This is a genomic window from Nitratireductor indicus C115, assembly GCF_000300515.1.
Lineage (GTDB): Bacteria > Pseudomonadota > Alphaproteobacteria > Rhizobiales > Rhizobiaceae > Nitratireductor > Nitratireductor indicus.
Map to the genome: position 1 here is coordinate 122,649 of NZ_AMSI01000012.1, position 20,242 is coordinate 142,890.

Sequence of the window (20,242 nt, forward strand, 5' to 3'; positions counted from 1 at the left end):
TTTTCACGGGGCGGGCCGGTGTCCGCCCCTTTTTTCGCCGCTTGCGCCACGCCACGGCGCTGTCTAACGTTTTGTTGCCCGGCCGCGAGGAAACAACAATGAGCGGAACGCGAATGGCACGGGGAGGGGCATGATACTATCTCGCATCGTCGTCTGGCTGGCGCGTATGCTGGCGCTTCTGGGCGGCATCGTACTGATTGCCGTCATCATCATGACCGTGGCCAGCATCACGGGGCGCGCCTTCGTGCGTTTCGGCCTTGGTCCGGTTCCGGGGGATTTCGAGCTGGTGCAGGCGGGCGTCGGCTTTGCCGTGTTCGCCTTTCTGCCCTGGTGCCAGCTCAACCGGGGCCATGCCACGGTCGATATCCTCACGGTGTTCTTTTCCCGCAGGGTCAATCACATCATCGATCTCGTGACGGAGCTTTTGATGACGCTCGCTATCGGGCTTATCGCCTGGCAACTCTATTACGGAATGCGCGATAAGCTCGCCTATGGCGAAACGAGCTTCATTCTCCAGTTTCCGCAATGGTGGCCCTATGCGGCTTGCTTCATGGCTTCGGTCATCGCCGCCATCGTATCGGTCTACATGGTCGCGGTGCGCTTCAATGAATTGCGCACCGGTGCGCCGATCGCCGTTTCGGGTCAGGGGAGCATGCATTGACCAATCTTGAAATCGGCCTCTGGTCCTTTCCCTTCCTTCTCGTCCTCATCTTCCTGCGCCTGCCCATCGGCCTTGCCATGCTCCTGTGCGGACTTGGCGGAAGCTGGCTCGTTTTCGGCAATGTCACGCCTGTCCTCGCCAAGCTCAAGAACGAGACCTATTCGACCTTTTCCGGATATTCGCTGACCATCGTGCCGCTGTTTCTGCTCATGGGGCAGTTCGCCACGCTGGGGGGCATGTCGCGCGCGCTCTTCAAGGCGGCTGAAACCTGGATGGGGCATCGTCGCGGCGGCGTCGCCATGGCGGCTGTCGGCGCCTGTGCGGGTTTTGGGGCCATCTGCGGCTCCTCGCTTGCCACTGCCGCCACCATGAGCCAGGTCGCACTGCCCGAGTTGCGCCGCTATGGCTATTCGGGCGCCCTTGCGACGGGTACGCTGGCTGCCGGCGGCACGCTCGGCATTCTCATTCCGCCATCGGTCATTCTGGTCATCTATGCCATCCTGACCGAGCAGAACATCGCCAAGCTCTTCGTTGCCGCTTTCATTCCCGGCCTGCTTGCAGCCATAGGCTATATGATCGCGATTTCGGTCTATGTGCGCCTGTGGCCGGAATCGGCCGGACGCCGTGAGCGCGCGCCCTATTCGGAGCGCTTCCGTGCGTTGCTCGATGTCTGGCCGGTCCTGCTCGTCTTTCTGGCGGTGGTGGGCGGCATTTATCTCGGCGTCTTCACCCCCACCGAAGGCGCGGCTGTTGGAGCGGCGGGCACGGGGCTGATCGCATTGATCAATGGCGGTCTCACCCGCGAGGCCTTCGTGCAGTCGATCCTTGCCACGGCGACGGCTACGGCGATGATCTTCTTCATCGTTCTGGGCGCGGGCTTCTACAATTCCTTCCTGGCGCTTGCCCAGGTGCCGCAGCAGATGGCGGCCTTCGTCACCGAGCAGGGCTTCAATCCCTGGATGGTGCTGACGTTGATCCTGGTGCTTTATCTGGTCTTCGGCTGCGTCATGGATTCGCTTTCCATGATCCTTCTGACCATCCCGATCTTCTTTCCGATCGTGACCGCGCTGGATTTCGGCCTCGGGGCGGAAGAATTCGCCATCTGGTTCGGAATTCTGGTTCTGATCGTCGTGGAAGTGGGGCTCATCACGCCGCCGGTGGGCATGAACCTGTTCGTTCTGAACTCGATGGCCAGGGATACGCCCATTGCCGCGACCTATCGCGGCGTCACGCCCTTCATCCTGAGCGACATTCTCCGGGTGGCGCTTCTGACGGCCTTCCCGGCCATCTCGCTGGTGCTGCTGCGCTGGCTCTATTGAAGCAGAAGCCGGCATGGCGTCTGTGACGCCATGCCGTGACGGTATCGGGTGGATGCTTCAGAGACCGCGGTCGCGAATGGCGCCGTAAAGATTGGTGCAGCGTCCGCCGGAGCGGCAATAGGCGAACACAGGACCGGGAAGTTCCTTCAGGGCGGCAGCCATGTCGGTCAGGTCGTTCATCGTGATGTTTCCGCTCACCACCGGAATATGGCGGAAGGGTAAGCCGGCTGCCTCGGCGGCCCTGGCGATGATCTCCGCTTCCGGCTGGCCCATGTCCTCCCCGTCGGGACGGTTGCAGATAATGCTCTTGTAACCGGCCGCCTTCACGGCTGCGACGTCTTCAGGGCTGATCTGGGGGGAAACGGCAAAATCGTCTGCGATCCTGTTGATGTTCATAATGTTCGTTCCGCTGGTGAATGATGCTGCCAATGTAGGGGGAACCGGCCCGTTATGCGAGACTGGCAAAGCCACCGCCTGTCAGGGCAAGCTGTCGCAGCAGCGGCGCAGGTTCGAAGAGCGCGTTACCCGTCCGTCCATGCCAATGTTCCAGCCGTTCGACAATCCTTGCGGGGCCGAACCGTTCCGCCCAGAACATAGGCCCGCCCTTGGCCAGTGGAAAGCCATATCCATTGACCCAGACGACATCGATATCGGAAGCACGGGTCGCAATGCCCTCTTCGAGAATGCGTGCGCCTTCGTTGATCATCGGATAAAGCGTGCGCTCGATGATTTCTTCAGCGTCGATGCTCCGCCGTTCGACACCCAGTTCTGCGGCCTTCCGCTCGATCAACGCCTGCACGTCGGGATCGGGTATCGGAATGCGCGCGCCGTCTTCGTAAAGATAAAAGCCGCGTCCGCTCTTCTGGCCGAAATGGCCGGCCTCGCAAAGTGCATCGGCAATGGGAGCGGTCTGTCCGAGCGATTTGCGGTTGTTCCAGGCGATATCGAGGCCTGAGAGATCCGCCATCTGGAAAGGCCCCATTGGCCAGCCGAATTGCGTGAACACCTTGTCCACCTGCGCCGGCGTGGCTCCTTCCAGAAGCAGCGCCTCGTTCTGTTCGCGGCGGGCGGCCAGCATGCGGTTGCCCACGAAGCCGTTGCACACGCCTACGACCACCGGAACCTTGCCGATGCGGCGGGCGAGCGCAAGCGCCGTGGCAAGCACATCTGGCGCGGTGCGGTCGCCGCGCACGATCTCCAGAAGTTTCATGATGTGCGCCGGCGAGAAGAAGTGCAGCCCCACCACGTCCTGCGGGCGCGAGGTGACGGCGGCGATCTCGTTCACATCGAGATAGGAGGTGTTCGTGGCAAGAATGGCGCCCGGTTTCAGGACCTTGTCCAGAGCGCCGAAGACCTGCCGCTTGACGTCCATCTTCTCGAACACGGCTTCGATCACCAGGTCGCATCCGGCCAGTGCATCATAGCTCGTGGTGCCCTGGATGCGGGCAAGGCGAGCTGTCTTTTCATCCTCGCTGATCGAGCCGCGTTTCACGGAACCCGCATAGTTTCGGTCGATCTGATGCAGGCCGCGCGCCAGCGCTTCATCGTTCATTTCAAGGAGTGTCACGGGGAGACCGCCATTGGCAAACGCCATGGCGATGCCGCCGCCCATCGTGCCGGCGCCGATGACGCCGATGCGCGCGACGGGCCGTGCCTCGATATCGCGGCCTACACCTCTGACCTTTGCTGCCTCGCGCGTGGCGAAGAAGAGGTGCCGCTGGGCGGCGGATTCCTCGCTGGCCACCCGTTCGAGGAAGATTTCGCGTTCCCGCGCAAGCGCTGCGCCGAATTCCATGGTGACGGCGTTGCGCACGGATTCTGCCGCCTTGACCGGGGCAGTCAGGCCACGCGCTTTCCTTGCCACCTGTTCGATGGCGGTCTCGAAGGCTGCATCGTCAATCTGGAGTTTATCGGAGCGCTCGCGGATGTGGTGATGGGGGGCCTCTTCGGCAAGCTTTTCCCGCGCAAAGGAGATGGCCTCGCTCTTCAGGTCGCCTTCCGCGATACGGTCGACCGCTCCAAGAGAAAAGGCCTCGTCCATGCCGATTGGCTTGCCCGAAACGATGATGCCGAGCGCTGCTTCAGGACCGACCAGGCGCGGCAGGCGCACCGTGCCGCCTGCACCCGGAATAAGGCCCAGCGTTACCTCCGGAAGGCCGATCTTCGCGGAGCGCTCGGCGATGCGGTAATGGCAGCCCAGCGCCAGTTCCAGCCCGCCGCCGAGCGCCGTTCCGTGGATGGCGGCGACGGTGGGTTTGTCGATGCTTTCCAGAAGGCCGATCAGGTCGGGCAGGCTGGGCGCCTTGGGAGGCTTTCCGAACTCGGAAATATCGGCTCCGGCAATGAAGGTGCGTCCGGCGCAGGCGATGACGATAGCCTTGACCTCGTCATTCGCCTTGGCGGCCTCCAAAGCACGGAAAAGTGGTTCGCGCAGATTGTGGCCGAGCGCATTGACCGGCGGATTGTCGAGCAGAATGACGGCAATGCCGTCTTCAAGTGTGGTCGAGACGGTATCGGACAATGCTCACTCCCTTGAACGCTGCGGCTTGGGGGATGCTTGAGTCAGGTCCGTCTGGACGCGCATCCCACCCTGCTTTTGCATATTTGTCGACGCTGTTTAAGTGCTCATCATGAACAGCTCTTTCCATAGTCCTGAAAGGCCTCACGCATGGCATTTTCCTCCTGCCGTATGCGCAGGATGAGCGATACGAGATAGATGGGAAGGCCGAAGACAAGGGTGCGCAAGGCGCCGAGCGCCAGCGCGAATCCGATCAGTTCGGGAAGGATGTTGAGAAAGTAGTTTGGGTGGCGCACCCATTTGAAGAGGCCTCGCGTGACGAGCTGGTGATCGGGAGCGATGATGATCTTGACCGTCCAGAAACGTTCGAGATTGCGTATGACGAGAATCAGCATCAGTGCGCCGAAGAGGTAAAGCGCGAGCCCCGCATATTGCAGGCTCGAAAATGCGCCTTTGGGGCCGAAGCTCCATTCCACGATGGCCGAGATATAAAACAGCACATGCAAAAGCGCGAGGATGAGGGTGTTGACAGCACCATATTCCTTCGCTCCCGAGGCTTTCATACGCCGTTCGTTGCGGATCGAGACGGCAAGCGTTGCAAAGCGCAACACGAGAGCAGCGCAGATAAATGCGATCATGGCGTAAGGCATAAAAAATCCTTTTATTAAAATGGGTTGAGGTAATTTAAATGGGAAAAAACATGGTGCAGAGGCACACTCCGGCAGCGAACCACGCACAACGCCCTTGTTACATGGCCCGAAGCGTCATGCGGTGCCTGCCGCGGAGCGCAGGTTCAAAGGCAAGGCTGCTCTAAAGAGTCCGGCCAAGAAAATCCGAAATGACGCTTGCCGTCCGGGCTGGCTGATCGATGCAGGGCAGGTGGCCGGCATTTTCGATGACCGTGTATTCCGATCCCTCAATGAGGCTTGCCAGTTCACGCATCAGGGAAGGCGGCGTCGAGCCGTCATGATCGCCGCCCAGACAAAGGGTGGGCACTTTCAGCTTGCGGGTCAATTCCGTGTAATCGGTATCGCGCAGGGCAGCGCTTGTGCCGGCATAACCGTCTGTTGTGGTGCGGGTCAGCATGGCGGTGTAACCCACGAAGTCGGGATTGTCCGGGGTGCGGTATTCGGGCATGAACCAGCGCTGCATGATGCTGTCGGTGAGCGCGCTGATGCCCTTGGTGTTCACCGTTTCGATGCGCATGTTCCAAAGCGCGTCATCGCCGATCTTGTGGGCGGTGTCGCACAGGACGAGCGCCGTCACACGTTCGGGATAGCGGATAGCCAGTCCCTGGGCGATCATGCCGCCGACCGACAGGCCGATCACCGCAGCGCGATCCACACCCACATGATCGAGCAGCGCCACCAGATCGTCGATATGATCGTCCATGGAATAGGGTTGCGGCGGGGCTTCGGAAAGCCCATGGCCGCGTTTGTCGTAGAGAACGAGACGGTAATCGTCGGCAAGCTCGGCCGCCACCTTGTTCCAGATGCGGAAATCGCAGCCGAGCGAGTTGGAGAAGACCACTGCGGGCTTGCTGGGATCGCCGCGCACTTCGTGGTGAATCACAACCCCGTTCAGCCGTGCGAATGCCATGTTCTCTTCCTCCCTGGACCGTCGCTTGCGCGCGATCCTGTATGGGAGAAGCAGCCTGTTCCGTCAATCCGCGATGCGCATCTCCACCGGCCCGTTGAGCGAGTTGGAGACCGTGCAGCGCGCCTTTGCGCGCTTGATGAGTTCGGCGCAATCCTCGGCGCCCGGCACATGGTCAAGAGCAACCGCTGCGCTGTAGCTGCCAACGCGGTCGGGCAGGTCTTCCGCCTTGCGGGCGCTGACTTCGACGGAGACCGTTCCCACGTCGATCTTCATTTCCTGGGCCGCATGATGAAACGACGGCGCAAGGCAGGCGCCCAGTGCAGAGACGAGGAAGTCCACCGGCGTTCCGGCCTCTTCCGTCGAGGGGGAGGTGATGGCAACCGTTTGCTTCGCGGCTGTCGCCACGTGGATGATCTTGTTGGGGCCGATAGCGGTCGTATAAGGACCGTAGGTCTTGGGCTTGATGCGGATGGCCATGGAAGACTCCTGTGGGTGGTTGCGCACATCTAGAGCATTTTGCAGTCAGGTGGAATCACCTGACGTCCGCATAAATGCGGACAAACAAAGAGTTTGCGCGGCCCTGCGTTTCAATGAAATGACGAACCGCTCCAGTGATGTCTGGACCGCACATCCACTTGCGCCACGCAATCAGCAATTGGTTCCTGCGCCCGGGTTTATCGACCTCGAGCGGGCGAGCCCAGTCCCCAGTCTGCCCGCAGGCCATCGGCGTCCTGCGGTTTCAGCCCGAGCGTTGCGAGCGCCTGGGCGGCGCCTGCAACGATCGCCGTGTTGTCCGGGGCCAGGGACCCGTCCGTCAGGTGCAAATTGTTCTCGAACCCCACCCGTGCATGGCCTCCCAGAAGGGCGGATGCCGTCACGCAGGCTGTCTCGCGCTGTCCGAAGGCGCAGACCATGAAATGCCCGAATTTCGGCATCGTGCTGTCGAGAAACGGCAAAAGATCGGCAGGGTTCGAACGCTGGCCCTCCGTATAGCGGCCCAGCACGTAGAGAACGGGGATTTCGGGAAAGGGGATCAGCCCGCGTGCCATCATCCCCTTGAGCTGCTCAGCCTCTTCGGGATGATAAAGAATGATCTGGGGTGCGATGTTCTCCGACCGCATGAAGGAAAGAAAACGGGAGAATTCTTCCTCATGGGTGGCATCCGGCACCAGCTCGCGCAGGGCAAGCGAGGCCGCCTCGGGCCGCACGGCGCGAACCGCCTCCATTTGCTCGGCAGGTGCATAGCGTCCCACCGCCTCGGTGGTGATCTGTATGACCATGCGCTCTCCCACCGCCCGCCGGATTGCGGAGATGGCGTCGCGATAGGCATCCGCATCGAGAATGTGCCGGCCTTCGGCGTCACGAACATGGCAGTGGATCATGGCGGCCCCCGCCTCGAGGCAGGCCGCAGCGGTCGCTGCCAGCTCTTTTGTCGTCAGCGGAATAGCCGGATGGTCGACCTTGATCCGGCGTCCTCCATTGGGAGCCACGGCAATTGCCACGCGCTGCACGATCTCGCCCACGAAATCCTCCGTTCGTTGCATTCAAGGCAATTAATGCAACGTTTGTTGCATAATCACCGATCTGCGTCTAGGATGCATTTCATGGACCGTGCCGCTGTTGCAGATCGCATTGCATCCTCCTTCGACCAGTTGCCTGGGCAGCTTGGTGTGGCGGCGCGTTATATTCTCGACAATCCGGGCGATGTCGCCCTCCTTTCGATGCGCGAACAGGCACGCCGCGCCGGCGTGCAACCCTGGACGATGACGCGGCTGGCAAAACGCCTGGGGCTCGAGGGCTATGAGGCGTTGCGGCAACTCCACGGCGAAGCCCTGAAGGAAAAGGCGCTCGGCTTTTCCGGCAAGGCCGGTGCGCAGGTTGCGCGGCAGAAGCAGGGCGGCAGCCACGCGCTGGCGCGCGATATTGCTGCCGCAAGCGCGGCACAGGTGGCGCGCCTTGGCGAGCCGGCATCGCTCGATGCTCTGGCGGAGGCGGCGGAGACGATGGCCGCTGCACGACGTATTTATTGTTTCGGATTGCGTTCCAGCCATGCCATTGCTGCCCAGTTCGCCTATGCCATGTCCTTTCTTGGCGAAAAGGCTGTCCTGCTTGGAGCAGGAGATGGCACCGGTCTCGATGCCTTGCGGCATGGGCGGGGCGGGGATGTCTTTTTCGTCACCACCGTCGCCCCTTATACGACGGCGAGCGTCGAGGCCGCCCGGTATGCCCGCTCCCTTGGGCTCGCAGTCATTGCACTGACGGACAGTCCAGTCTCCCCCGTTGCGGCTCTGGCCGATCATGCCATCTGCATCGGCACGGAAAGCCCTTCATTCCTCCACACCATGTCCGCGGCCTTCACCGCAGCAGAAATTCTCGCGGCCCTTGTGGCGGGGCTCGGCGGGGAAACGGCGCTTGACGCCATCGAGCGGGCCGAGCGTCAGCTGTCGGACCTCAGGATTCACCTTTCTCAATCCGCGCCGCGTGCGCATCGCTTCGGAAAATCGAGATGACCCACATTCTGCATCGCCAGATACACGCAAAGCTCCCCCTTGCCGTGGGAGGGAGCGGCGTGGAACTTTTCGACGCGGAAGGCCGCGCCTATATCGACGCTTCCGGCGGCGCTGCCGTTTCCTGTCTCGGTCACGGTCATGTGGATGTCATCGAGGCGATCAAGGCGCAAACCGAAAAACTCGCATACGCCCATACGAGTTTCTTCACCAACGAGCCGGCCGAACGCTTGGCCGACCGCCTGATTGCTGGCGCGCCGGAAGGTATCAGTCATGTCTATTTCGTTTCCGGCGGTTCGGAGGCCAATGAAGCGGCGCTGAAAATGGCGCGCCAGTACTTTGTCGAAAAGGGCGAGCTGCAGCGGCGCAACATAATCGCTCGCCGCCAGAGCTATCACGGCAACACGTTGGGCACGCTGGCGACCGGCGGCAATGAATGGCGGCGCGACCCCTTCCGCCCCCTCCTGATCGACACTCACCACATCGATCCATGCTATGCCTACCGGTATCGAAAACCGGGGGAGAGCGAAGAGGATTACGCTGCGCGCGCCGCCGGTGCGCTGGAAGAGAAAATCCTCGAACTCGGCCCTGAGACGGTCATGGCTTTCGTCGCAGAACCGGTGGTGGGCGCTACGGCAGGCGCGGTGCCGCCCGTGGCCGGTTACTTCGGGCGTATCCGCGAGATTTGCGACCGCTATGGCGTTCTTCTTCTCCTGGATGAAGTCATGTGCGGCATGGGGCGCACCGGCACAATGCATGCCTGCGAGCAGGATGGTGTCGCACCCGATCTCATGACCATCGCCAAGGGGCTTGGCGGGGGCTATCAGCCCATCGGCGCCGTGCTCCTGTCGCGGGAGATTTTCGATGCGTTTGCCAACGGATCGGGCTTTTTCCAGCATGGCCATACCTACATCTGCCACCCGGTTGCCTGTGCTGCCGCTTTGGCGGTGCAGGAGGTCATTGAACGTGACGATCTTCTCGCCAATGTGAGGAGCATGGGGACGTATCTGCGAGAGCGCCTGGAAGCGCGTTTTGGAAACCATCCGCATGTCGGCGACATTCGCGGGCGCGGTCTTTTCCTCGGCCTGGAACTCGTTGCGGATCGTTCGACGAAGGAGCCTTTCGACCCCGCGCTGAAGCTCAACGCGCGAATAAAAAAGGAGGCGATGGCACGTGGATTGATGATCTACCCGTCGGGTGGAACGATTGACGGTTCTCGTGGCGATCACGTTCTACTGGCGCCGCCATTTATTCTGGATGAGGTTTCCGCGGACGCGATTGTCGAGCGTCTGGGGGATGCAGTTGACGCTGCGGTAGCTTGAAGGTGTTTATAGAAAAGAGAAACAAAAACCTTGTTATCCAAAGACTTGTGCTCATCGATTGCTGGTTGCGCGCGTCTTCGGGTTGCAAGTTTCAGGAAATTGCGCAGTCTATCCATTGACTTGGGGCGAGGTGGGCTTCACGCTTCGTCACCTGTGCCTTTCGAGATTGCGCATGGCCGGGCATCTTGCACGCAATGTCCGGTCGCGGTTGTCGGTCTTGAAGGGCTGCACAACAATTCGACGTGCACGCAACATGAACGCGTAAATGCAGTTGGGAGACGTTTTATGAAACCAAATCGTATTCTGGGTTTCGGCCTTGCGGCCGCCATGCTGGGTTCGCTCGCTTCCGGCGCCGCCAGCGCACAGGAACAGCGTTTCGTTTCCGTCGGTACGGGCGGTGTGACGGGCGTCTACTACCCGGTCGGTGGTGCGATCTGCCGTCTGATGAACCAGAATCGTCGCGAGACCGGCATTCGCTGCTCGGTCGAATCGACGGGTGGCTCGGTGTTCAACGTGAACGCCATCAAGGGCGGAGATCTGGAGTTCGGCGTTGCTCAGTCGGACGTTCAGTACAACGCCTTCAAGGGCGAAGGCCCGTTCAAGGAAGGCGGCGCGCATGAAAAGCTGCGTTCGGTCTTCTCGCTTCATGCCGAGCCGCTGACGGTTGTTGCCCGAAAGGATGCCGGCATCGCTTCCTTCGATGATCTGAAGGGCAAGCGCGTCAACATCGGCAATCCGGGTTCGGGCCAGCGCGCCCTGATGGACCTGCTGATTGCGTCGAAAGGCTGGACCAACGCTGACTTCGCAGTTGCTTCCGAGCTTGCTCCTGCCGAGCAGAGTGCTCAGCTTTGCGACAACAACATCGATGCGTTCGCCTACACGGTCGGCCACCCGGCCGGCGCCATCCAGGAAGCCACGACCACCTGCGATAGCGTGATCGTTCCGGTCGAGGGCGAGGTCGTCGATAAGCTGATCGCCGATCATCCCTACTACTTCAAGGCCACGATCCCGGGCGGCATGTACCGCGGCACTGACAGCGACGTGAACACATTCGGTGTGGGCGCCACTGTCGTCACCTCCGCCGACGTTCCGGACGATGTCGTGCGCGCTTTCGTCGATGCCGTCTTCAAGGATTTCGATGCTTTCAAGGCCTTGCATCCCGCGCTCGCCAACCTGACGCCGGAAAGCATGGTCAATCAGGGTAACTCCGCCCCCATGCATCCGGGCGCCGAGGCCTACTACAAGGAAAAAGGCTGGCTGAAGTAAGCCTTCAAGATCAAGGGGCGCCCGTAAAACGGGCGCCCTTCTTTTCCCTGGAAATTAAAACGATTCATAAGGGGATACGGGGACAATGGCGACGAAACCTGAAGATGCGGGCAGGGCCTCCACGGCGCTGAATGAGGAAGAACTCCAGGATCTGGTTGCATCCAGCGATACGGGTGCGCGCGATCCTGCCGGGACGGCGGGACTGGTCATAGCCGGCATCGCGCTGCTTTGGTCCCTCTTCCAGCTCTATATTGCATCGCCTCTGCCTTACACATTGTCGAGCCTGACGGGGCTGCCTATGGTGCTGAACGATGCCCAGTCGCGCGCCATTCATCTGTCCTTCGGCTTGTTCCTTGCCTTCATGGCTTTCCCTGCGCTTTCCTCCAGTCCGCGCGATCGAATACCGCTGCTCGACTGGGTGTTGGCCATCGTTGCTGCCTGCTGCGCGCTCTACATCTTCGTGTTCTACCGTGCCCTTGCGGGGCGACCCGGCCTGCCCATCACGCAGGACCTGATCGTTGCCGGCATCGGCATGGTGCTTCTGCTTGAGGCGACACGCCGCGCGCTGGGGCCGCCGCTTGCGATCGTGGCCATGGTTTTCCTGGCCTATGTCTTCTTCGGCTCGTCCTCCTATGTTCCCGACATCATTCGCTGGGGCGGTGCGTCCTTCAGCCGTGCGATGGACCAGATGTGGCTGTCGCCGAACGGCGTGTTCGGCGTTGCGCTCGGCGTGTCCTCGGCGTTCGTGTTTCTGTTCGTTCTGTTCGGCTCGATGCTCGACCGCGCCGGCGCCGGCAATTTCTTCATCAAGCTCGCTTTTGCCCTGCTCGGCCACCTGCGCGGCGGTCCTGCCAAGGCCGCGGTGCTGTCATCCATGATGACGGGGCTTATCTCCGGCTCTTCCATCGCCAATGTCGTCACCACGGGCACCTTTACCATTCCTTTGATGAAGCGTGTCGGCTTCACGCCTGAAAAGGCGGGCTCGGTCGAGGTCGCGAGTTCCGTCAACGGCCAGATCATGCCGCCCGTCATGGGCGCCGCCGCATTCCTGATGGTCGAGTATGTCGGCATTTCCTATCTGGAAGTAATCAAGCACGCATTCCTGCCTGCCGTCGTTTCCTACATCGCGCTGCTCTATCTCGTGCATCTCGAAGCGGTGAAGAACGACATGCCGGTGCTGCCGAAGCGTGTCACCCATCCCGCGCTCGTGTCGCTCATGCGCTCGGGCATCGTGATTGCCTCCATCGTCATTCTTGTCGGCGTGCTCTATTTCGCCATCAACTTCGTCAAGGCGGCGTTGCCGAATGTTTCGGGCACGGTTCTGGTTGCAGCGCTGCTGCTCGCCTACCTGGCGCTCATCTGGTACGCGGCAAAGGCGCCCGACCTGGAAATGGACGATCCCAACGCCCCGGTGGTGGAGCTTCCGGTCGCTTCCGAAGTCATCAAGACCGGCCTTCACTATCTTCTGCCGCTCTTCGTCCTTGTGTGGACGCTGATGGTGGAGCGTAAGTCGCCCGGCCTTTCGGCATTCTATGCGGTGCTTTTGCTGATCGTCATCATCCTCACACAGAAGCCGCTCAAGGCGCTCTTCCGTGGCCTGCAAAGCGACGAACAGCGCGCTGCCATTGGCGAAGGCATCACCGATCTTCGCGTCGGCCTGATCCTCGGCGCGCGCAACATGATCGGCATCGCCTGTGCGACGGCCGCCGCCGGCATCATCGTCGGTACGGTGACGCTCACCGGCATCGGCCAGGTCATGGCCGAGTTTGTCGAGTTCCTCTCGGGCGGCAACATCTTCCTGATCCTCGTCTTCACAGCTCTGATCAGTCTGGTGCTTGGCATGGGCCTTCCGACCACGGCCAACTATATCGTGGTTTCCTCGCTCATGGCGCCGGTGATCGTCGAGCTCGGTGCGGCCAACGGGGTGCTGATCCCGCTCATCGCGGCACACATGTTCGTGTTCTACTTCGGCATCATGGCCGATGTGACGCCACCGGTGGGCCTTGCCTCCTTCGCCGCCGCTGCGGTTTCCGGGGGCGATCCGATGAAGACCGGCTTCACGGCTTTCTTCTACTCGTTGCGCACGGTGCTTCTGCCTTTCATCTTCGTGTTCAACACGGATCTTCTCCTGATCGATGTGGGTTGGGCAGGTGCTGTTCTGATCACCTTCAAGGCGATCATCGCGATGCTGATATTCGCGGCCGCGACGCAAGGGTTCTTCATGGCGCGCAACCGCATCTGGGAGACCGTTTCCCTGCTGCTTGTCACTTTCATGCTGTTGCGTCCGGGCTTTTTCCTCGATCTGGTGCAGCCGCCCTATGTGGAGACTGCGCCCGCACAGATATTCGAGGCGGTTAAGGAAGAACCGGAGAACGCCAATATCCGCCTCTCGATCCGCGGCCCGAATTTCGACAATCCGGACCAGATCGATGAGCGCACCATGGCTTTCAATCTCGGCGCAACTGCCGACACGGGCGAGGCCCGTTTCGAGGAAGCGACCGGCCTGGTGGCCCGGGTGGAGGACGGCAAGGTCATTCTTGAGGAGCCGTTCGATATGAACAGCCTTGCGGGCAAAACCCTGTCGAGCCTTGATTTCTATGCCGACACCCCTGTTGAGGTCACGGCGGTTCAGGTCAGCAATGAAGGGCGCCTGCCGCGTGAGGTGTTCTATATTCCGGCAATCATCCTGCTGGGGCTGGTGATGTTCAGCCAGCGCCGCCGCGGCGGCACGCTGGGCGGCAACCCGCATGCCGGCAAGCCGCAATCGGCTCAGGCCTGAGGAGGAAACAACGATGTACAAGGACATCCTCGTATCCATCGATCTGGGAAATGCCGAAAACGAGCTGCGTACGCTCGAAACGGCGGTCGACTACGCCAGAACCTTCAAGAGCCGCTTGCATATCATGACGGTCGTGCCCGATTACGGCATGTCGATCGTGGGTGGCTTCTTCCCCAAGGAGCATGAGCGCCAGGCGATAGAACATGCCAATACCGCCTTGCACGAATACACCTCCAAACACGTGCCCGATAATGTGAAACATCGGCACATCGTGGGGCACGGTTCGATCTATCGCGAGATTTTGCGTTATGCGAATGAGATCAAGGCGGATCTGATCGTGCTGTCCGCCAAGCGCCCCGGGCCTGAGGATTATCTCATCGGGCCCAATGCCGCGCGCGTCGTGCGCCATGCCGAGATTTCGGTTCTGGTGGTGCGCTGATCCGATTGTAAGCCTGGGCCGTCAGGAGAAATCCGACCGGATAACCGGTAGCATCAGGAGCGGGGCCGTGTGCCCCGCTCTTTGTCATTGAGCGGCTTTTCGTCTGCCTCATCCATAAGAATGCGTTCGGCCGCCCCGTCGAGGTCGTCATACTGGCCGCTTTTGAGCGACCACAGGAAGGCGAGCAGCCCGATGGCGCCAAGAAACAGCGCAACCGGAATGAGGATGAAAAGATTGGTCATGCCGCTTCCACCATCGTCGAAATTTCTGCCTGCCGGTGGTCCGCTTCCGTGTCGCCGTGGTTGCCGACAAGCCTTGCATCGGTGCGCAGCCGTAGCGCGTTGCCGATGACGATCAACGAGGAAAGCGACATGGCGATTGCGGCGATGAGGGGCGTCACATAGCCGAGCACGGCAATGGGCACGGCCAGAAGATTATAGATGATGGCGAGCGCAAAGTTCTGGCGGATCAGCCGCCCGGCCCGTTTTGCGATGTCGCGGGCGAGAGGCACGGCAAGGAAGCTCTCGCGCAGGAACACGAAGTCGGCGGCATTCCGGCCTATATCCGCAGCCGTTGCAGGCGCCATGGAGACATGGGCAGCGGCAAGGGCTGGCGCGTCGTTGAGCCCGTCTCCCACCATCAGCGTCTTGTGTCCTTCACTGGAAAGAGCGGACAGACGGGAAAGCTTTTCACCGGGCAGGACGCCGGCTTCCCAGGTCTGAATGCCGAGCCGTCCGGCCACACGCGCCACCTGTTCGCGGCTGTCGCCGGACATGATTTCGAGCCCGATGCCTTGCAGCCGCAGATGGTCGACGGCTGCCTTGGTGTCGGGACGCAGCGTGTCGTCGAAGCGGAAGGCTGCAAGCCGTCTTCCGTTGTGCGCGAGCACAGTTCCGCTTTCATGAGAGGCGTCCGAGGCAAGGTCCAGAGCCCAGCCCGCACGGCCCAGCCGCCAGACGTCGGCACCGCTCAGGGCCTCGATGCCAAGGCCCGGCAATTCGCGCACCGTGTCGAACTGAACCGCCGCAGAGCCGGCTCCGGCTCCGGCGGCTGCGCGCACGATGGCGCGCGAAAAGGGATGGCGTGAATGGACCGCAAGCGAAGCTGCCAGTGCCATCGTGGTGTCCCCCAATTCCCGCTCATTGGCGAGGTGCGGAACCCCCAGCGTCAGCGTTCCGGTCTTGTCGAAGACGGCGCTGTCGATCTCGGCGAGCTTTTCCATTGCCGCGCCGTCCTTGACCATGATGCCGTTTTCGAAGAGCCGGCGGGCCGCGACGACCTGCACGATTGGCACAGCAAGGCCGAGCGCGCAGGGACAGGTGATGATGAGCACCGCAATGGCAACCGTGATCGCGCGATGCCAGTCTCCTCCGGTGGCGATCATCCACCCGAGGAAGGTCAGGAAGGCAGTGACATGCACGACCGGTGAATAGAGCGCGGAGGCGCGGTCGGCAAGCCGGCGATAGAGCGCCCGCCCGCCTTCGGCTGCCTCCATCAGGCGCATCATTTCGGCGAGAAACGAGTTGTCGGCCGTGGCAGTGGCGCGCATCACAAATGGCTGCGTGAGGTTCAGCATGCCGGCGCGGATATCTGCGCCGGGTCCTGCTGCCTGTGGCGCGCTTTCTCCAGTCGCCATGGAGCAATCGATCTCCGAGGCGCCGCTTTCCACCACTCCGTCGACAGGGATGCGTTCGCCCGCAGCAATGGCAATCCGCATGCCCGGCCTTATCTCCTCCAGCGGAAAATAGTCGCGTCCGCCATCGTCCGAAAGCACCATCGCGCCGCGCGGTGCAAGCCGCGCCAGCCCCGAGACGGCGGTGCGTGCCCGCTCACGCATCACATGGTCCAGCGTGCGACCGATCAGAAGGAAGAACAGCAGCGAAACGGACGCATCGAAATAGGCGTGCGCACCGTGGTTAATGGTTTCATATAGGCTGAGCCCATAGGCGAGCGACACGCCGAGCGCGATGGGCACGTCCATGTTCATGCGCCCGTGTCTGAGCGCGTTCCAGGCTGACCGGAAGAAGATACTCCCTGCAAAGAAAAGAGCCGGTAGTGCGATCAGCGCCGAAAGCCAGTGAAACATGTCGCGCGTTGCATCGTCGGCGCCCGACCAGACGGAAACCGAAAGAAGCATGATGTTGCCCGCCGCGAAGCCGGCCACGGCCACTGCGCGTATCAGCTCCGAAAGGACCGGATCCTTGCCGGTCTCTCCGGCTTCGAAGAGATGGGCCGCATATCCGAGCCTGTTCAGCGTTTCTATGATCGGCGGCAGCTTGTCCTCACGCCACTTCACGCTGACGCGGCGGGTGGAAAGGTTGACGCGCGCGGCCGCGACGCCGTCCAGCTTGTTAAGCGCCTTTTCAATGACCTGGATACAGGCACCGCAATGCACGCCGGGCACGGAAAGATCGGTCTGTCGCAATCCGTCGCCGATGGCGCGGCTTGTCAGCAATATCTCTTCGGCGGAAGGGCCTGCGCGCTCGGCCTCGGCGGCTTCGAGCGCCATTTCCGTGCCGGGCGCGCAGCAGCTCATCTTGTCGCTCCGTCGCGGATCACCACCCGCCGGACGTCGCGGAAGGGATGTTCGAGACCTGCATCGGCCTCGATCTTTACGACCCAGGTTCCGTCGCCGGGACCATGCTGGGCCATATAGCTTCCGTCATCCTGTGCCACCATGTCGAGCGTGACGTCCTCATCGGCAGTGACGGGGCGGTGCATCGTGATCCGAACCGCGTCGAGACGGATCGGGCTGCCGCTCTTGTCCGAAAGCCTGTAGGTGACGGCGCCGTCGGCGGCCGCGAAAGCACCTGTCCAGCCGAGTGCGTCCTGGGCGCGGCCTTCAGCCGCCCGTTCGTTGAAGGTTTGGCTCGCCACATAGGAATTGTTGACGATCAGGCCCGTCCAGCTCGAATTGGCCAGCACCGCCATCGTGACGTTGACCGATATGATGACCCCAAAGAAGGCAATCATCAGAAGGAGCATGTGCCGCCCGGTAAACTCCTTCGGCCTATCAGCCCGTCCGCTCATCGTGCGTTCTCCGGTGTGTTGAACTTGGCATGATACACATCGCGTTCGAAGCTTGCCTTGTCCTCGACGACGAAGTTGAACCGCTCATTGCCATCCTTCGTGTATTCGGCGGGTTGCCGGACGAAAATGCGAATTTCGCGCAGCTTGTCCGGTTCCACGGGAACGGCCAGTGAGCGGCCTTCCGGCTGGTCGATGCCCACCGCCTGCATGGTTCCGCCGGGCAGGCCTTCGAGCGAGACGAAGATGACGCGCGGCTCGGGGATCATGTTCAGGAGCTTGACCGTATAGCCGTTGCGGACCGCACCATCCGACAATAGCACATATTGCGGATTGCGGTCATGCAGCACGTTCACTTCCAGCCTGTCGCGGGTGAGCAGGGCATAAAGCATTGCAACACCGATAAGAGACCAGGCACCGAAATAGACGAAGGTGCGTGGGCGGAAGATCTTCTGCCAGTGGAAGTGCACCACATTGTCGGTCAGCTTGCCGTCCGTGCCGTGCACGAGTTTCGGGTCGATGGACGTGCTGCCGCCCGCCGTCGCCAGCGCCATGTTGTTGTTGTAGTCCGAAAGCGTGGCGTAGGAGATCAGGCCGCGCTCGCGCCCGAGCTTGTCCATCACGCCGTCGCAGGCATCGATGCAAAGCGCGCAGGTGATGCATTCGAGCTGTTGCCCGTCGCGAATGTCGATGCCCATGGGGCAGACGGCGACACAGGCATTGCAATCCACGCAATCGCCAACGGATTCGCCTGCGGCGATTGCTTTCTTCGCATGACGCGAACGCGGTTCGCCCCGCCAGTCATTGTAGGTGACGGTCAGCGAGTTCTCGTCCAGCATCGCCGCCTGGATGCGCGGCCAGGGGCACATATAGGTGCAGACCTGTTCGCGCATGAGTCCGCCGAACACATAGGTCGTCGCGGTCAGTATGGCGATTGTCATATAGGCGACGGGTGCCGCGCTCCCGGTTACCAGATTGACGAGCAGCGTCGGCGCATCAGCAAAATAGAACACCCACGCACCACCAGTCGCCACGGCGATCAGGAGCCAGATGACATGCTTCGAAAAGCGCTTGGCAAGCTTGCCGCCTGACCAGGAGGCGCTGTCGAGCTTGATACGGGCGTTCCGGTCGCCCTCGATGGCGCGTTCGACCACGAGAAACAGATCGACCCAGACGGTTTGCGGGCAGGTGTAGCCGCACCAGGCGCGTCCCACGGTCGATGTGATCAGGAAGAGGCCGATGCCGGCCATCACCAGAAGCCCCGCCACGTAGAAGAATTCCTGCGGCCAGATTTCGATGAAGAAGAAATAGAAGCGCCGATTGGCGAGGTCGATGAGCACGGCCTGATCGGGGGCGTAGGGCCCGCGGTCCCAGCGCAACCAGGGCGTCAGGTAGTAGATGCCCAGCGTAATGGCCATGATGATCCATTTGAAGCGCCGGAACTGGCCGGAAGCGCGCTTTGGAAAGATCTTCTTGCGCGCGGCATAGAGCGGCTGGCGCGTCTTGGCCGAATTCACGGCCTCCGCATCGATTCGCTCCACGTCCGGGCTTGCTACAGTGTCTGTGGCTAAGGTCATTGGCTTGGCTCGTGAACTGTGTGGTCACTGTCTCATGTCATTCCGGCGCACCTGACGCCTTGATGCGGATCAAAGCCGTCCGGCCCGGGAAGGAAAGCGCGCCTTCGGTCGCTGCGACAAAAAAACCCGGTCGCAAGGACCGGGCTTCAAGTTTGGGGGCCGCGCGTCAATTGGGGCAAACCCGCGACCCCGCTCACTCCGGGTTGGACTACTGGCCACCCCCCAGCGAGTAGATGTAGACGGACAACTGCTTGACCGCCGGATCGCCGAGGCGAGCCTGCCATGCAGGCATCACCCCTTGTTTCGGCAGGCGCACCTGCGCCGCTATATCGGCTTCGCTCGAACCGTAAAGCCAGATGGCATCCGCGAGGTTAGGCGCGCCGACCGAGATATCGCCCTTGCCCTGCTCGCCGTGGCAGGCAGCGCAATTGTCAGCATAGACCTGGGCACCCGCTTCGGCGAGCGCAGCGTCGGAGGGCGTGCCGGTGAAGGAGACCACATGGGCCGCCACCTGCTTGATCTCCTCGGGGCTCAGAATGTCGCCGAATGCCGGCATGTCCGAGATACGCGTGTCGTCGTCGCCTTCTGCGCGGATACCATGGGCGATGGTCTGATGGATGCTCTCGATATCGCCGCCCCACAACCAGTCGTCATCGTTGAGGTTCGGATATCCGGCAGCGCCCTGCGCGCCCGAGCCGTGGCACTGCGAGCAATTCACCTTGAAGGCGGCAGAACCCGCCGAAGTGGCGAAGCGGCGCAGCGTCTCGTCGCCCAGAATTTCCTCGAGCGGCTTCTCGGCAATAGCCGTGCGCAGGCTCGCCTGTTCCGCAGAGACTGCCTCCAGCGTGGTGGAAAGCTCCTGTCGGCTCGAATAGCCGAGCACGCCCTTGGTGGCCGAGCTGATCATCGGCCAGGCCGGATAGGCGATCGTATAGGCAAGTGCCCATACGATGGTGCCGTAGAAGGTCCAGACCCACCAGCGGGGCATGGGGTTGTCGAGTTCCTTGATCCCGTCCCATTCATGGCCGGTTGTCGAGACGCCGGAAATCTCGTCGATGTGTTTTTCGCTCATCTCAGTCGTCCTTAAGCGGAATACGGGCGGCTTCGTCTGCACTCTTCTTGCTTCCGGGGCGGAAGGCGAAGAGCACCACGCCGACAAAGACGATCACCATGAAAAGGAGACCCCAGCTGTCGGCGAATTGGCGCATTGCGGTGTAGTCCATCGCAA

19 protein-coding genes are annotated in these 20,242 nt (G+C 61.5%); 7 read left to right on the plus strand and 12 right to left on the minus strand.

Going from position 1 to position 20,242, the window contains the following annotated elements; translation table 11 throughout:
* Positions 1 to 130: 130 nt before the first annotated feature.
* Both NA8A_RS17165 and NA8A_RS17170 read left to right on the plus strand, forming a co-directional pair.
* Complete coding sequence (locus NA8A_RS17165; RefSeq protein WP_009451632.1) at positions 131 to 661, plus strand: TRAP transporter small permease; 531 nt, start codon at positions 131 to 133, stop codon at positions 659 to 661.
* Entirely contained in the window at positions 658 to 1,980 is a 1,323-nt protein-coding gene (locus tag NA8A_RS17170; protein ID WP_009451633.1) for a TRAP transporter large permease, read from the plus strand. Before NA8A_RS17165 ends, NA8A_RS17170 begins: the two co-directional genes overlap by 4 nt.
* Before the next feature lie 57 nt (positions 1,981 to 2,037).
* Here the strand turns inward: NA8A_RS17170 and NA8A_RS17175 are convergent, their stop codons facing one another.
* From NA8A_RS17175 to NA8A_RS17200, 6 genes are all read right to left on the minus strand, one after another.
* Positions 2,038 to 2,376, minus strand: coding sequence for a protein tyrosine phosphatase family protein (locus NA8A_RS17175; protein WP_009451634.1), 339 nt, complete (start codon positions 2,374 to 2,376; stop codon positions 2,038 to 2,040).
* Between the two features lie 52 nt (positions 2,377 to 2,428).
* Positions 2,429 to 4,501 (minus strand): 3-hydroxyacyl-CoA dehydrogenase NAD-binding domain-containing protein, encoded by a 2,073-nt coding sequence (locus NA8A_RS17180; RefSeq protein WP_009451635.1) that lies wholly within the window; start codon positions 4,499 to 4,501, stop codon positions 2,429 to 2,431.
* A 107-nt stretch (positions 4,502 to 4,608) separates the two neighbouring features.
* Positions 4,609 to 5,148, minus strand: coding sequence for an isoprenylcysteine carboxyl methyltransferase family protein (locus NA8A_RS17185; protein WP_009451636.1), 540 nt, complete (start codon positions 5,146 to 5,148; stop codon positions 4,609 to 4,611).
* A gap of 160 nt (positions 5,149 to 5,308) precedes the next feature.
* A complete protein-coding gene (pcaD, locus tag NA8A_RS17190; protein WP_009451637.1) occupies positions 5,309 to 6,097 on the minus strand; it encodes a 3-oxoadipate enol-lactonase in 789 nt (262 codons plus the stop codon).
* 63 nt (positions 6,098 to 6,160) lie between these two features.
* On the minus strand, positions 6,161 to 6,574 hold the full coding sequence (locus tag NA8A_RS17195) for an OsmC family protein (protein ID WP_009451638.1): 414 nt from the start codon (positions 6,572 to 6,574) through the stop codon (positions 6,161 to 6,163).
* 197 nt (positions 6,575 to 6,771) lie between these two features.
* Entirely contained in the window at positions 6,772 to 7,620 is an 849-nt protein-coding gene (locus NA8A_RS17200) for a beta-keto acid cleavage family enzyme (protein ID WP_009451639.1), read from the minus strand.
* A gap of 81 nt (positions 7,621 to 7,701) precedes the next feature.
* Between NA8A_RS17200 and NA8A_RS17205 the strand changes: the two genes are divergently transcribed.
* The 5 genes from NA8A_RS17205 (at position 7,702) to NA8A_RS17225 (ending at position 14,410) form a co-directional block, all read left to right on the plus strand.
* Entirely contained in the window at positions 7,702 to 8,607 is a 906-nt protein-coding gene (locus NA8A_RS17205) for a MurR/RpiR family transcriptional regulator (RefSeq protein WP_009451640.1), read from the plus strand.
* Positions 8,604 to 9,926 (plus strand): aspartate aminotransferase family protein, encoded by a 1,323-nt coding sequence (locus NA8A_RS17210; RefSeq protein WP_009451641.1) that lies wholly within the window; start codon positions 8,604 to 8,606, stop codon positions 9,924 to 9,926. The genes NA8A_RS17205 and NA8A_RS17210 overlap by 4 nt, the downstream gene beginning before the upstream one ends.
* Before the next feature lie 285 nt (positions 9,927 to 10,211).
* Complete coding sequence (locus NA8A_RS17215; RefSeq protein ID WP_009451642.1) at positions 10,212 to 11,192, plus strand: TAXI family TRAP transporter solute-binding subunit; 981 nt, start codon at positions 10,212 to 10,214, stop codon at positions 11,190 to 11,192.
* An 85-nt stretch (positions 11,193 to 11,277) separates the two neighbouring features.
* On the plus strand, positions 11,278 to 13,971 hold the full coding sequence (locus NA8A_RS17220) for a TRAP transporter permease (RefSeq protein WP_009451643.1): 2,694 nt from the start codon (positions 11,278 to 11,280) through the stop codon (positions 13,969 to 13,971).
* Between the two features lie 13 nt (positions 13,972 to 13,984).
* The gene (locus NA8A_RS17225; RefSeq protein ID WP_009451644.1) at positions 13,985 to 14,410 is read left to right on the plus strand and encodes a universal stress protein; all 426 of its coding nucleotides are present in this window, start codon (positions 13,985 to 13,987) and stop codon (positions 14,408 to 14,410) included.
* 53 nt (positions 14,411 to 14,463) lie between these two features.
* Here the strand turns inward: NA8A_RS17225 and ccoS are convergent, their stop codons facing one another.
* From ccoS to NA8A_RS17255, 6 genes are all read right to left on the minus strand, one after another.
* Positions 14,464 to 14,652, minus strand: coding sequence for a cbb3-type cytochrome oxidase assembly protein CcoS (gene ccoS / locus NA8A_RS17230; protein ID WP_009451645.1), 189 nt, complete (start codon positions 14,650 to 14,652; stop codon positions 14,464 to 14,466).
* A complete protein-coding gene (locus NA8A_RS17235; RefSeq protein ID WP_009451646.1) occupies positions 14,649 to 16,946 on the minus strand; it encodes a cation-translocating P-type ATPase in 2,298 nt (765 codons plus the stop codon). Before NA8A_RS17235 ends, ccoS begins: the two co-directional genes overlap by 4 nt.
* A complete protein-coding gene (locus tag NA8A_RS17240; protein ID WP_040672915.1) occupies positions 16,943 to 17,440 on the minus strand; it encodes a FixH family protein in 498 nt (165 codons plus the stop codon). The genes NA8A_RS17235 and NA8A_RS17240 overlap by 4 nt, the downstream gene beginning before the upstream one ends.
* On the minus strand, positions 17,437 to 19,014 hold the full coding sequence (gene ccoG / locus NA8A_RS17245; RefSeq protein WP_040672916.1) for a cytochrome c oxidase accessory protein CcoG: 1,578 nt from the start codon (positions 19,012 to 19,014) through the stop codon (positions 17,437 to 17,439). Before ccoG ends, NA8A_RS17240 begins: the two co-directional genes overlap by 4 nt.
* Before the next feature lie 208 nt (positions 19,015 to 19,222).
* Entirely contained in the window at positions 19,223 to 20,086 is an 864-nt protein-coding gene (gene ccoP / locus NA8A_RS17250; RefSeq protein WP_009451649.1) for a cytochrome-c oxidase, cbb3-type subunit III, read from the minus strand.
* 1 nt (position 20,087) lies between these two features.
* On the minus strand, positions 20,088 to 20,237 hold the full coding sequence (locus NA8A_RS17255) for a cbb3-type cytochrome c oxidase subunit 3 (protein ID WP_009451650.1): 150 nt from the start codon (positions 20,235 to 20,237) through the stop codon (positions 20,088 to 20,090).
* Positions 20,238 to 20,242: the final 5 nt, after the last annotated feature.